Origin of the sequence: Bartonella sp. AA126HLJHH, from assembly GCF_042197425.1 — a bacterium.
Classification (GTDB): domain Bacteria; phylum Pseudomonadota; class Alphaproteobacteria; order Rhizobiales; family Rhizobiaceae; genus Bartonella.
On sequence record NZ_JBHIRU010000015.1, the window covers coordinates 1 to 15,275 of the forward strand.

At 37.1% G+C, this 15,275-nt stretch carries 5 protein-coding genes and 1 pseudogene; all 6 read right to left on the reverse strand.

The window, feature by feature from the left end; all coding sequences use genetic code 11:
* Window positions 1-2,738, reverse strand: a 2,738-nt coding sequence (locus ACFIQC_RS07500) for an autotransporter outer membrane beta-barrel domain-containing protein (protein ID WP_375621646.1), incomplete at its 3' end; no start/stop codon positions are given.
* Between the two features lie 171 nt (window positions 2,739-2,909).
* Window positions 2,910-3,637 (reverse strand): annotated as a pseudogene (locus tag ACFIQC_RS07505) (autotransporter outer membrane beta-barrel domain-containing protein); the annotation flags it as partial.
* A gap of 28 nt (window positions 3,638-3,665) precedes the next feature.
* Entirely contained in the window at window positions 3,666-3,794 is a 129-nt protein-coding gene (locus ACFIQC_RS07510) for a hypothetical protein (RefSeq protein ID WP_375610851.1), read from the reverse strand.
* A 531-nt stretch (window positions 3,795-4,325) separates the two neighbouring features.
* Window positions 4,326-7,616: an autotransporter outer membrane beta-barrel domain-containing protein gene (locus ACFIQC_RS07515; RefSeq protein ID WP_375706963.1), complete on the reverse strand. Its 3,291-nt coding sequence runs from the start codon at window positions 7,614-7,616 to the stop codon at window positions 4,326-4,328.
* A gap of 444 nt (window positions 7,617-8,060) precedes the next feature.
* A complete protein-coding gene (locus ACFIQC_RS07520; RefSeq protein WP_375706964.1) occupies window positions 8,061-10,742 on the reverse strand; it encodes an autotransporter outer membrane beta-barrel domain-containing protein in 2,682 nt (893 codons plus the stop codon).
* Between the two features lie 1,176 nt (window positions 10,743-11,918).
* A complete protein-coding gene (locus ACFIQC_RS07525) occupies window positions 11,919-15,047 on the reverse strand; it encodes an autotransporter outer membrane beta-barrel domain-containing protein (protein ID WP_375706965.1) in 3,129 nt (1,042 codons plus the stop codon).
* Window positions 15,048-15,275 lie beyond the last annotated feature (228 nt).

Below are 15,275 nucleotides of genomic sequence, written 5' to 3' on the forward strand. Positions count from 1 at the left end.
GCAACAGACCATTTATTAAATGCGCTTTTTTTGCTTTGTTCAACATCCTGAGGGTGTAGAGAAAGATTTCCATAGTTCCCCAAAACTCCAAAGAATGTACGACCATATAAACTCTCAATCTCGTTTAACAAAACACCTGCTTCAAGTGCATTATAATCGAGCTCAGCACCATAGCCATATTCAAAAGCAGATAAATTGGAAGCATAATGATGGCTCCCCCCATAAGCACGCAGAAAAAAGGCTGTCTTTTCATTCTCTTTCCAAGAAGAATGAAAAGCATTCCGCATTGTCTCCAACGTCTTATTTTGCGTGATCATATCCACTAAACCAGCATGAAATAAGGCATTTGGCAAAAGAAGATAAGTTGGAACCTGTGGAACAACAGCTCTAATTTGGAGATTAGACTGAACATCAAGCGGTATAGAGAGATTAGATGAAGGATCTAAAGGTTCAGAGGACTGAGAAGGCTTTGGTTCAACAGGGACAGAAGGAGGAGAAACAGTATCCAGAGATGAAGTGTCCTCCGGAACAGAGGGCTTAGATGGCATAACCTCATCCGTAGAAGTCTCAACTGGAACAAATGGTGCAGGCATAGGCACAGCAGAAGGATTTTCTGGAACTGTTGGTACTGAGGGAGACGGAACTGGTGCAGAAGGAGTCAGCGTCGAATCCGTAGGGATAAATGTTTCAGACGGTTCAGATCCCTCAGGCAAAGAAGGTGTAGATGGTATAAGTGGAGGCTCAACAGAAGGGGGTTGTTCAGGTGAAATAGTCTCTGTTGGTCGTTTAGAAGGAACCGTCTCTTCTTCAGATTGAGGAGGTAAAACTGTAGACGTTGGCTTAGAAGCAGTTTCAGAAGAATCTAATTCAGGACCAATGTAAACACTTTCGAGACGAAAATCCCAAAAATCCCCTTCTCCAACAACCAATCTATTCTTTGGATCTGCATTTCCAGAAGAAGAACTTGGACCATAGACACGAAGTTTATATTGATAAGGAAATCCATTCACCGTAGTATAACTATTGGCTAACTTAAAAGAACTTTCCTCTGCTGTCCCAGCAACTTGAACAAGTGAAATACTTTGACTTCCTTTATTGCCAGCTTCTCCTTCTAAGGTTTTGGAAAATTTCTCCATCATGAGCAGTGTACTTCCCAAAACATTCCCGTAGATCAAAATACGATCAGTTTTTTGAGGATTAAACGAGCCGTCATTATTCACAAACGCACTCATCTTAATCTGCACATTTCCCTTTGCATTATAGGCTTCTTTATCATACTGTATCCCCTCTATTGGATTTATGTCATTTAGATTACTTCCTTTCTCAATATATACTTTTCCAATATATAGCGTTTGATAATCTTGAGATATAAATTTATCAAAAAAAATTGTGCTATCAGAAATGCTTATAGACGAAAGTAATGAATCTACAGGAAGAGATTCCTGCAAATCTGTATGTTTCCTTTTGGTGAGATACCATGCAGAGCCATTTGTTAATTCTAAGTGAACAGTTGATGCATCCTCAACACGAATACCCCCTGTAAGGGTAGAATCCTTTGCTTTCACCAATAGAGAAGAATTATTTTGAGCCTTTAACAATAAATCACCAGAGATCTTTGTCCTTTCTGTTAATTCAATAGTAGCTTCAGCTCCATAAATATCATCCCCCGTACTATAAATGGCAATACCATCAGGAACTGAAAAAGCTGTCTGTGACAAATGCAAAGATGCTTCACCCCAAACAATTTTTTCTACTTTTGAAAGTTTTTCACTCCCTACCTTAAACATATCACCCCATACATCTGGACCTAATCCATAAAAATACAGACCGTATACTCCCTCACCCTGAACAGAAATATTGTTTTTTTCTATCTTAATACTTGTCTTTTTAAACTCATTTGATGAAGCGTATTCTTGAACCAATTTACCTTCAGCATCTGCATAACCTGCAAAATTCGTAATCAAGAAGCCATGCATATCAGTGAGCTGAATAGAATCACCACGCAAATGAACATCACCACCCTGTGATATGTCAAAAGCTCTTGGAAATTCATCAATAGTTTCATTATCAACTACAATCGTATGTTTCTTACCTTTTCCCTGAATATTGGTTGTATCAATAAGATATTTTCCCCCAAATTGTGTTGAAAACGCACCAATCTCATGAAAAGTAATAGTACTGCCTGACATCCTAACGAATGCATCAGAACTACTCACAAATCCAATCCCTTTTGCATTCAAATTATCTGATACAATATCAATATTTACGCTCACTAAAGCAATATCGGTTTTTTTTCCTTCTGCACATACAGCTTGCAAACTACCTTCAATCTTCCCTCTATTCATCACAACTTGCCCGTTCTGAACACGAAAACCGGACATATCCTTAATATTTGAATTGGTTAGAACAAGCTTGCCATCATCTTTTACAGATGCACTATATAAAAATGACTGCTTTGGCCTATGCGAGATAATATTTGTCTCTAATAAATTTAAAACAGTTCCCTCTTTTTCTATAGAGAAGACAGCAATAAAATCATCTAGAGAAGAGACAGAAGGAGTATAATTTTTATTACTTATCGTATGTTTTTTACTATCGCTATATGTAAAAAAACTCCCTGATACATTACAGGAAGTTCCTAAATTATTAGGATTCGCATTAACACTCACGATTGGCAAAAAAGAAACAATAGCCGTTGTAATAAATAAAAATCTATACCCGCTTAATACATTAACCATAACTTTATTCCCAATTTGCCTTTCTCCCCTGTTAGTTAAAAATAAAAAACATTCCCCATAACATTAAGTTAAACACACTAAAAATAGCAAGTATAAAACTTAAATAATCACTTTATACTTCATAAAACACTCTATAACTTATGTAAAAATTACTCTATATTTCATAGGCACCTAAAAACGATAGTATAAACCGCCTGAAAAAATAATCCCTGAAAAACCACCTTTTCTAAGGCAATGCTGATAAGTTACATCTCCATGCAAAGAAGAGTTTGAAGACAACTGAGCCTTCAATCCCATTCCAGTTTCTAGAGAAGAGCCAAAAGCCCTTATTGGAATTCATCTCCAAACCGCACACGTTGTTTTCCTCTAAAACTAATGGCAAGCTGAAGCTTGCAATTGAAAGAAACAACAAGAGCCTCTTCAGAAGCAGCAAGCATCTTTCTTAAAGACCACCAACACGCATCACCCATAAATCAAGTTTTCCCATCTCAATATCAAAACCATCAATATCAGACGCCTTATCAAACCGCACATTTTGATAAATAACCTAAACCTGCGGATCAAAAATAACCCCTTTATGCCCTGTCATAAATGACTTGCCCGCAATCAATGAAGCACTCAAAGGTGTTTCCTTCAATGTTGCTGTCTTGCCTCTTGCTTGCGTGAGAACATCCCCTTTAAATAAACCATAGGAAAAAAGGACATCTATATAAAAGCCTGTATCATGCTGCATGCTGCCATATACTGTAATAGACCATTTATCAAATGTACTTTTTTGCTTTCTTTAACATCTTGAAGTTGTAGAGAGTTTTTTTTCCATTATTCTTCATTATTCCAGAGCTCAAAGTGTGATGTGTATCCTCAATCGCATTGAGCAAGACACTTGCCTCTATACCATGAACATCAGAAACCTGAATCTTACCTTCATCAAAGGAAAGAACCACCCTGCTTCACACCAAACACAGATTGAGATAACGTAGCATTTCTACCACTTTTCTTTTCGCCATTTCCTGTAATAGAACTCTTTTTAAAAGAAGTTTTATTATCTTTTGACACAACCACTGCTGATGTAATCTTCTCAGATCTCTTTAATTCTAAAATTCCATCAGTTCCTGAAAGCCTTTTTCCCCTTTACTTTTTTGCGGCTTAATAACTATGTTATGAGTTCGTATTGTAAAAATAACACCTGTAGTCCTCCTATCCAATCCACTCATATATAACTTATTACGACTTCCAAAAGTACGAGAAGCATCAACTGTATCACACGAATGCGACTTAAAAAGAGAATTACACGAGGGGTTATAATCTTCTGCACTCACATCTATATTGTGCACGAAGAAAGAAATAGAGGTCGTAAGAGAACACACACACATAGCGTTTTAGTACTTTAATCATAATTTAGTCTAAACTTCCTTTATTTTATTCATAAAAAACTGAAAAGACACACCTAGTTCATCTACTTATTATGTGCCGTTACATATAATTTGTTTTGTATTATATGTAAAGTCAAAAATCAGAAAAACGACACAACAAAACCGTGTTTTGTGCTTATGTCTTTCACAAAGGATGTATTAAAGAAAAATACAATTAAAAATGATAACTTAATCCACCAGAAAAATGCGTTCCGGAAAAGCCGTCACTCGTAAATTTATGCTGATAAATCAGATCGCTATGAAAAATAATTTTGGGAGATAATTGCGAAAAAACACCAAATCCAGCTTCTAAAGAAGTCCCAAAGGAACCAAGCTGGAAGGCATCTTTAAAATATACAAATTGTTTATCATCAAAACTACGAATGAAATGAAGCTTACCATAGAATGAGAGAACATGTGCATCTTTATCTTTAGTAAATGTAAGTGTCTTCGTTAAATACCCACCAATACGCATCCCCCAATGATCTGGACTTCGCATATCAATATTAAAATTATCAATATCACGAGTCTTATGAAACTGGAGATTTTGATAAACAAACTGAACCTGTGGTTCAAAAATAAAATATCGGCTGCCTATCATAAACGTTTTACCAGCAATTAAAGAAACACTTAGGGGCTTCCCTCTCAATGCAGCCGTTTTACCTCGCTCAAGTGTGAGAACATTTCCATTAAACAAACCATAAGAGAAGAGACCATCCATATAGAGACCCGTATCATGCTGCATGCTTCCATATGCTGTTATTGTCCATTTATCAAATATACTTTCTTGACTTTGTTTAACCTTTCGAGGCTGCAAAGAAAGCTTGCCATAATTTCCCATAATCCCAAAAGATGTCGTACTGTATGCACTTTCGATTTTCTTGAGTAAAATACCTGCCTCTAGTGCATTATAATCAAGCTCACCGCCATAATCACCATATTTAAATGCAGACAAATTTGAAGTATAATGATGATGTCCACCGTAACCGCGCAAAAACAAAGCGGGATTTTCATCATTTTTCAACAACCGACCAGGAACAGTTCGCAGCGCTTGCAACTGCTTGCTTTGATTACTGATATCCATCAATCCAGCATAAAATAAGGTATTTGGCACAATAATATAAGTCAAAACCTGTGGAACAACGACTCTCACATTTGGCTCAAAATGAGAAGAAGGCTCAAAAACAGATGCCGGAACAGAAGAACCAGACGCAGGTGGAGTAACAACAAAAGGAGTGGGTGAAACAGATGGCGGAACAGAAGAACCAGATGCAACTGGGGAAACAACAGAAGGAGTGGATGAAACAGATGACGGAACAGGTGAACCAGATGCAACTGGGGAAACAACAGAAGGAGTGGGTGAAACAGATGGCGGAACAGGTGAACCAGATGCAACTGGGGAAACAACAGAAGGAGTGGGTGAAACAGATAGCGGAACAAGTGAACCAGATTCAGGTGGAGCAACTGGATTAGATTCAGCAATAGCGGGAACAACAGGTGCAAGAGAGGAAAGAGGATTGGGGATCTCAAGTACAAAAACATCAGATACATTAGGTGTGGTCGTAAGATGGGAATCCCTATCAGGAGAATCTACAGGAGAAGAAAGACTTGGCTCCTGAGACTTTTGCTGAGAGTTAGAATCAATAGAACCATCCTCACCTCCAGTAATATTAGGATGAATTTTAAGAACAGAAGGAATATCATCAGAAGAAGGGGGGACAACCAAATCAAGAACAGGAAAAACTTTAGTGGAATCAACAAATTGACTTTCAAGTCGGAAATCCCAAAATGTTCCAGAGTTTTTAAGCACTCTTTGATTGGAATCTGCCGCCCCTAAAGAAGAGCCTGGACCATAACTCTTAAGATGATACTGATAGGGGGAGGCTTCAAGTGTGACATACCCCCCCTTTAACTGAAAAGAATCTTCCATGGCTTTTCCATAAACCTGAATAATGGAAATCCCCTGATTATTACCACCATCTCCCGTCAATGCCCCTGGACTTCCAGGAATCTTATAAACATGAACTGTTGTTTTTCCTTCAAGATCACCATTGATTAAAAGCCGGTCAGTTTTTTGCTCTTGCAGAGCTCCCCCTTTATCCAAATATGCATTAAGATAAAGATTCACATCACCGTGCGCTTTATAGACAGTCCCAAATCCTTTTCCAATGAGAAGTGTCTGATAACCATTTGTTTTTTTAGATTTTAATTCTTCAAAAACAAGAGAACTATCCGTAAGATTAACCGATGAAATAGAAGAATAATCTTTTAACCTAGAACCAGAAGCATCAGAATTTTGCAATTTGTCATATTTTGGTCGCGATAAAATCCACTTTGAACCATTTTTTAAATCTATCTTAGCTGTAGAACTTTCATCAACATGTGCGCCTCCTACAAGGGTAGAAGCATCAGCCTCAATCTTTACATTAGAACGCTCAACAGCTTTCAGGAGTGAATCTCCAGAAATTTTTGAATGTTGTGAGAGTTTAACAGAACTTTCGAATTCGCGACTATAAATAGCCGTACTTTCTGGAGCCATAAAAGTTGTCTTTGTCACATAGACAGTCCCTTTTCCAGGTATAATTGTTTTTTTATCATTTAAGACAGCTTCCCAAAAAAAGTGCATACCATTAAATCCATTCCCTCTCACAAAAACATTGGAATATTTTATATAAGCAGCATTATGGTTATTCCCCTGCACTACAATGCCATGAACATTGTCGACATTAACGTTTCCCTTCTGGAAATTAAGAGAGCCTTTCCCCTGAAGCATACTAAAAGCAGAACCTTCACGATGATTATCTGTATTTGTTCCCTGTTTCCCCCTCCCAGTAATAGAAACGCCCTCTAAATTAATTTCTCCATCTCCTCCTGTTTGAACACCAATACCATCAGCAAAATCAATTTTTCCTCCTTTCATATAAATTTTTGCACCATTATGACTCAAAAGACCTATCGCATCAGAAGATGTCTTAATCTCTGTCTTGGTCAAAGAAACAAACGACCCTTTACCCCCAACACTGATCCCCATTCTGGTTGCTTTAATCACCCCATCCTGCATTTCAAAAGCTCCCTCATCATTAATATCGGCCCCTATCGACACGTTATTTAACATGGAATCAAATAGAGCAACGCCTCCCCCATTTGAGGACTTTACAGCTGTTGTCCAAGCGTTTGTTTCTGAATGTCCATGTGCATTCGAAACACCGTTAATGATTATAGCCTCTCCCTCAATGACTGTATTTTTCCCTGATGCCTCTATGGCAGCATCAGAACTTTCACCCGTAAGTTGATAAGTTTTCTTGGTAATTTCATGCGTTTTACCATCATTACAGCGATAAAATGAGGCACTTTCGTTACATGAATATGGCTTCTTCTCAGAAGAAATCTCACCTGCATCAGTATTGTATACAAAGAAAAAAATAACCGTTGTAAAATGATATAAAGAGAGATGATTTTTAAACATAATTTTCTACAAACTTTCTTCCCCTTCTCTAAAAACAAAAAACACGCGTTCTGTTTAATAACTTTGGTTACGCGTGATAATTTAAAATACGTTTTGTATTTTATATATCCACCCTATGTTTTATGTAAAGCCAGAATCCCAAAATATCACAATTTAAAATTGTATTATTTATAAAAACGCGTAAAAATATAGATAGAAATAAAAATTCCACCCCAAAGCGGTGATTTCAAGAGAATTTAATAAAAATAAACTCAAAGAAGAAAAACAGCATAAGAAGCAAAAACTGCAAACCAGAAAGTCTTATCTCGTTTCTAAAAAGAAACAAACTAGCTCATGCAAAAAAACATTTTTTTAAAAAACTTATTTAAAAAGTTGCAAACAAATAATAAAAAACCACAAGCATAGCTTGTGGTTTTTTAAACAACTTACCTCAAGATGATCATCCTAAAAACGATAGCGCAATCCACCAGAAAAACTGATTCCAGAAAAACCACCTTTACTCAACTTATGCTGATAAACCAAATCACCATGAAGCGCAAATTTTTGAGACAAGCGAGCATTAAGACCTAATCCAGCCTCTAGAGAAGAACCAAAAGCCCCTAACTGGAAAGAATCTTTAAAGCGCACAGACCTTTCTTTTCCAAAATCATGGGCAAAATGAATCTTTCCATAAAAAGAAACATCACGATCTTTTTCAAACGCAGTAAGAGTCTTTATCAAGCGACCACCCATACGCACCATCAATTGATCAAGTTTATCCATCTCAATATTAAAATTATCAATATCGCGGACCTCATTAAATTGAAGATGCTGATAAACAACCTGAACCTGTGGATCAAAAACAACACCTTCATATCCTGTGGCAATTTTCTGACCACTCATCAAGGAAACACTTAAAGGGTTACCCTTCAATGTTGCCGTTTTACCCCGCGCAGTTGTCAGAACATCTCCCTTAAACAGACCATAAGATAACAAACCATCAACATAGAATCCTACATCATGCTGCATACTGCCATAAACTGTAGCAGTCCATTTATCAAATGTACTTTTTTGGCTTTGTGCAACATCTCGAGGTTGTAGAGAAAGCTTTCCATAAGACCCCATCACCCCAAAGGATATAACACTGTCAACATTTTCAACAGTTTGTAGCAAAACACCTGTCTCTAGTGCATAGTACCCTAGATCTCCCCCATAACCATATTCAAGCGCAGATAAATCTGAGGCATAACGATAACTTCCACCATAGCCACGCAAAAATGAAGCAGGATTTTCACGAATTTCCAACATTCCACTAGGATTAGTCCGTACTGTCTCTAACTGCTTGTTTTGATTGCTTATATCCATTAAACCAGCATGGAATAAACTATTTGGCAAAAGCAGATAAGTTGGAACCTGAGGAACAACAACCTTAACGCCTTGCCTAGAATGATGCTCACCACCTAAACTAAGTTTAGAACTCTGAGTTAATCTAAATGTAGTATCAGAATCAATAAATCCATTTTCGAGGCGGAAATCCCAAAAATCTCCTTCACCTTCGACTAATCTTTGAGACGCACTCGCTCTTCCTAATTCAGAGTTTGGGCCATAAGCATGAAGCCTATATTGGTAAGGTAGACCGTCCAATGCAATATAATCACCATCCAACAAGAAAGAATCTTTCTCCGCTATTCCAGAAACCTGAATAATCGAGATACCTTTGTCATTTCCATAACGCTCCGTACCACCTCCTGGACTTCCTGAAACACCATGCACATGTACTATCGTTTTTCCTTCAATATCACCATGGATCAAAAAACGATCCGTTTTTTGATTCTGAAGAGCCCCCCCCTTATTCAAATAAGTGTTGAGATAAAGATGTGCATTACCCTGTGCTTTATAAACTTCACCTGTTCCTCTCCCAACACGAAGGGTTTGATAGCCATCAACTATGTTAGTTTCTGGTTGTTCAAAAATAATAGAACTATCAATAAGATGTATTAATGAAATTGATGAAACACCTATAGAACTAGGAACTTGCAAATTTTTATTTTTCGGTCGTGATAAAATCCATTTTGAATCACCTCTCAACCGAAATTCAGCAGAAGAACTTTCATCAACATGTGTCCCCCCTACAAGTGTAGAAGCATCCACTGAAACCTTCACAAAAGAGCCATCCTCAACCTTCAGTAATAAATCTCCAGAAAGTTTGGAATTATCCAACAGCCTAACAACACCACCAGATCCTCTGCTATAAATAGCTGCACTCTTTGGAACTGTAAAAGAGGTTCTTGTCAAGTCAACAATCCCTCGTACGGGTAAGTTCGTTTTTGGAAGACTTCCGAACATCTCTTCCTCACCCGCAAAAATATAAAAAGAATAGGGATACTCGTGATCTTTCATTTCCTCATTTCTGTCTCCTAGTCCCTCCCAAAAACGCAACCCATAAGACGTATTACTTTCTACCAAAACCGTAGAATCCACGATAGTTATAAAGACACCCTTCCCATCGATATTATTCCCATGCATTGAAAAACCATGAGCATTGGCTAGATTAACTTTACCTTTCTCAAAATGGATAAACCCATTAGACGCATGAAAAGCTGAATTTTCATTATGGTCATCTATACCCATCCCCTGACTACCTTGTTCGGTAATAGAACTACTCCTTAAATCGACCTGTCCCCAATTTTTTATTTTAACTCCGATACCCTTTGTAAAGTTAATCTCTCCTCTTTCTATAATCACTTGTCCATATTCACTCGCCACGACCCCATACTTCCAAAAACTTTCTTTTGAAATAACAGCACTTGAAGCATCCTTAACAGTTATATTTTTCCCTAAGAGAAGCGTTTTTCTTCCAGATGCTTGTATAGCAACAGTTTCATTCGTATTTTCATCAGTTTTTTGATAATTTTTATTGTAAAAGTAGTGTTTTTTACCATCATTACACCGATAAAATTCACTATTCATACTACATGAAAATTGATCCTGATTATTTTGTGTCTTACCATTAACGCCAGAACGATCTTGTACCCCAGTATTAACAACAGCACCACCTTGAACCGTAGCATGAACATTGTGTGCACAAAAAAGAAATGCTGTTGTAAAAGTACATAAGGAAAAACGATTTTTAAATAGATTGACCATAATTACACCATAATTTTGCCCATAAAAGTAATACGTAATGTATCAAAAAACTTAACAAAGAGAAAAAATTAATACGTTTTGGATTAACTGCGCAGATCTTATTAATGCTTTTTGTGTTTTATGTAAATATGGAATTTAAAAGTTACTAAAAATACAGTCTAAATCTATTTTTTTATAAGGGATTTGCAAAAATATAACTGAAAATTAGAGAAAAATCATCTTTAAAGTTGTTATTTAAAAGCAGCTTTAAGGGATTTTTGTACATTAAGAATGCCTATTTTAACTGTTGTTTAATCAATACCCAAAGCGTGTATAATTAATATTCGAGATAAATATTATATTGAAACAATGGGCACTCGTAAGCAGACAAAACTGAATATATGCCAAAATTGGGAAGCAAAGCTATCACATACAGCTGTTTTAGGCAGTATTTATGGAAATACGAACTAATTTAGAAAGAGGAGGAAAGTGTAAAAATTAAAATCTGTTCCGATTTTTACCATCTCTTTTCAACATTTTAAAATATTCAGAGCCGTATCTAAAAGGTGAAAATGACATATAATTTTATCTTTTTATTTATCACATTCTTTAAAGAAAACGCATTTTCAAAAAATAATACGTTATTTATGTTTCTAATCCACCAATTTTCTCAGATATATTTCATATTTCCATCTCCATTTCATAACGACAGCAGATATAATATCAAGTTTATCGGATACAGCCCTCATTGCGTCTGAGTAGCATCTTTGTCTTTGTCAATTTCTAATATTGTAAATCCTCTCCTCTTAACATAATCCCCCAAATTATATTGACTCCTTTCTTAAACGATTATCCACTTGCTAATCTTACATATAATAGACAAAGGAATGCTTTTTATGGATTCATCATAAGAGAATTGAAAATATTTCAGCGCCCTAAATTAAAAAATATCTTTATAAATCAAAATATTATAAACAATATAATAATCACTCTGAAATACGCGTTTTGAAACAATAACGTACAAACTCTTCAGACTTTTCAAAAAAACGAAAGAAGTCCAACCTAAAAGCATGTTAAAGATATGCAAAGTCACACTCTCGTAAAAATGCTATAACACAAAATGAATAGATAATGAAAAAAAAGCCACAAGTATAACTTGTAGCTTTTTTGAAAGATTAATCAAAAACAGGAACAACACTAGAAATGATAACGCAATCCACCTGAAAAACTCGTTCCAGAAAAACCAGCTTTCGTTAGTTTGTGCTGATAAACCAAATCGCCGTAAAGCGCAAATTTTTGAGACAATTGGGCATTAAAACCTAATCCTGTTTCTAATGAAGAACCAAAAGCACCTAGCTGGAAAGCATCTTTAAAATGCACAAATTGTTTTCCTTCAAAACCATGAGCAAGATGAAGTTTGCCATAGAAAGAAACAACCTGAGCCTCATCAGTAACGACCAGCCTCTTTGTTAAACGCCCTCCAACACGCCCTACCCACTGATGAAGCTTTCCTAAATCAATATCAAAGCCATCCACATCACGCACCTTATTAAATTGAAGATATTGATAAACAACCTGAACTTGCGGATCAAAAACAAAACCGTCTTCCCCCACCATAAACGTTTTACCAGCAGTCAATGAAGCACTTAAAGGGAAACCCTTTAATGTTGCCGTCTTGCCACGTGCAGTTGTTAGAACATCACCTTTAAACAAGCCGTAAGACACAAGACCATCAACGTAAAAACCCGCATCATGCTGCATACCACCATATGCCGTAACTGACCATTTATCAAATGTACTTTTTTGACTCTGCTCAACATTCAAAGGTTGCAAAGAAAATCTCTCGTAAGCCCCGATAACTCCAAAAGAAGTGGAACCATACATATTTTCGATTACTTTCAGCAAAACACCTGCCTCTAGTGCATTATAATCAAACTCGCCGCCATAACCATATTCAAGCGTGGAAAGATTTGAAGTATAACGATGATTGCCGCCATAACCGCTCACAAAAAAGAGAGGATTTTCACGACTTTCTAATAAGCCCCCAGAAGTAATTCGCAAAGCTTCTAACCGCTTATTTTGATTGTTAACATTCATCAAACCAATATGACGTAAGGCATTAGGCAAAAGGAGATAAGTCGGAACCTGCGGAACAACAGCCTTAACGCCCGGCTTAGGACGAGGATGAGGCTCCGGAGCTGGTTCTGGAGAAGGTTCTGGTCCCGGAATTGGCTTAGGAGCAGGATCTGGTTTAGGTTGAACATCAGAATCTATAGACCTACTTTCAAGGCGAAAATCCCAAAATTCCCCGTTACCTTCAACTAATCTCTGATCCATACTTGCTTTTCCAAACTCAGATTCTGGACCATAACTATAAAGCTTATACTGATAAGGTAATTCGTTTAAGGCTACATAACCACCTTCCAACTGAAAAGAATCTTGCTTTGCTTCTCCAGAAACCTGAATGATTGAAATACCTTCAGCATTCCCCCCCTTTCCCGTATATCCTCCTGGACTTCCTGCAACTCCATGCACTTGGAGCTTTGTTTTTCCCGAAACATCACCATGAATTAAAACACGATCAGTCTTTTGATGATTAAGAGCACCACCACTATTCAGATATGTATTAAGGGAAATAGAGGCACCTTCCCGTGCTCTATAAACCTCACCCTTTCCCTTTCCAATACGAAGAGTTTGATAATTATCAACAGAAGAAGATTCATGTCTTTTAAAATTAATAGAGCTATCACCCATAAGACTAACGAGTGAAATAGAAGAATCATGTGCAGCCCCATGTTGATCTTTTTGCAGCGGTTGTTGTAAAATCCATGTAGAACGACCTCCTAAATAAAGTTCGGCATTAGAGTCTTTATCAACGTGTGTGCGACCTTCAAGCGTAGAAGCATCAGCCAAAACGATCACAGATGCCCCTTTCTCAGCTTTTAATAAAAAATTCCCTGAACGAAGAGTGCTTTTCATCAAACTCACCGCACCAGAAATAACATTGCTGCCATAAAGAGCGGTATCGTCTTCAACAGAAAACTCTGTTGTATCCAAATTAACAACTTCCAATCGTGGTGGAGCTTTTTCTTCCTCTAATGAAATCTCTTCTTTTTTACCTCCACCTTCGCTCCATGGCTTCTCTCCCTGAAAATAGATACCATAAGATCCCTCACCCTTTACTGTAATAGAAGAAGACTTAAAGTTAGCCTCGGTCACATAAAAGTTATTCGATAAATCTTCAGTTTCATCTTTTGAGTCAGAGCGTTCTGGTACAACACTAAAAGGCTTGACGGGATTTTCTAATAATATACCATGTGCACCCTCAACCTTAATAGTCCCCCCTGTAAACTCAACACGCCCCCCTTCATCCATTAAAAAAGCTGCATCATTTTTGTCTTTGTGGCCCTTTCCAGTAAGAGTGACACCATCGAGAATCACCGTCCCTCCCAACATCGCAGAAATCCCATGACTGTTGGTAAAGTTAACCTCCCCACCTTCCACCCAAATATCTGCCCCGCTATAACTGGAAAGACTTGCCTTCCCATCACGCGTATTAACTTTTGCACCCTCTAAAATAACCAATGAATTCCCCACAGCTTCAACAGCCCTATCACTGTCCTCTATAATCCCCTGCTTTACCTCAATGATTCCATTATGAGCAAAAAGAGCTAACTTTGTATTTTTAAGCGTCGTTTTTTTCAAAACAATCTTTCCATCATCGGATACAGCCACACCACGCAAAAAAGATTTATCAGAAATTTCACTGCTAACAGTTACATTTTCTCCATCAACTCTGGACCCTATCCGCTTCACCGTTATAGCAGTAGGATCATCAGGATAGTTGGAAACATTTTCGTTCGTAATTGTATAAGATTTATTATCAATTTTAGATTCCCCGCAATTATCGCATATATAATATAATCCACTATAGTAATAAAACCCAGGATTTACTCCTCTTCCATCAGAGTCTGCATCTTTAACAGAGTTATCTACATTATCCTTATGTCCATTCCATCCATCCACTCCACTCAGCTTACGATAGTCACTCCCCCCACGAATACCCTCATCGTTATTGCCAACATTAATCATATTAGAAGGGTAATAATTATCCCCACTCTCTCCACTAAGAGGAAGCTTATGCTTATTATTCCCGCTAAGATAAGGAGAAGAATTAGCAGAGACAACTGGGATAACCTTTATAACATAAGGTTTACTATCCTTCCCCTCTGCAGCCGCATACACTTCTCTTCCATTTTGAAGCAAAGAGAGGATAGCTGTTGTACAAGCACATAAACATACATGATTTCTAAAAACTTTAATCATAGTTCCCTCGAAACTTTCCTTCCCCTCTCATTAAAAACAAAAGCACTTACAAAACACCCCCTTGCACACCTCAAAAATACGAAAAGTGTAACAAAAGAACATGCCTCATGCTTATTTGAACTGTGCAATGAATTATCCCAATAAATTTGGCAAAAGCTCTACGCTAAAAACCATCTATAAGAGAATAACAACAAAACACAATTTATAAGTGTATAATGCATTCTGTAT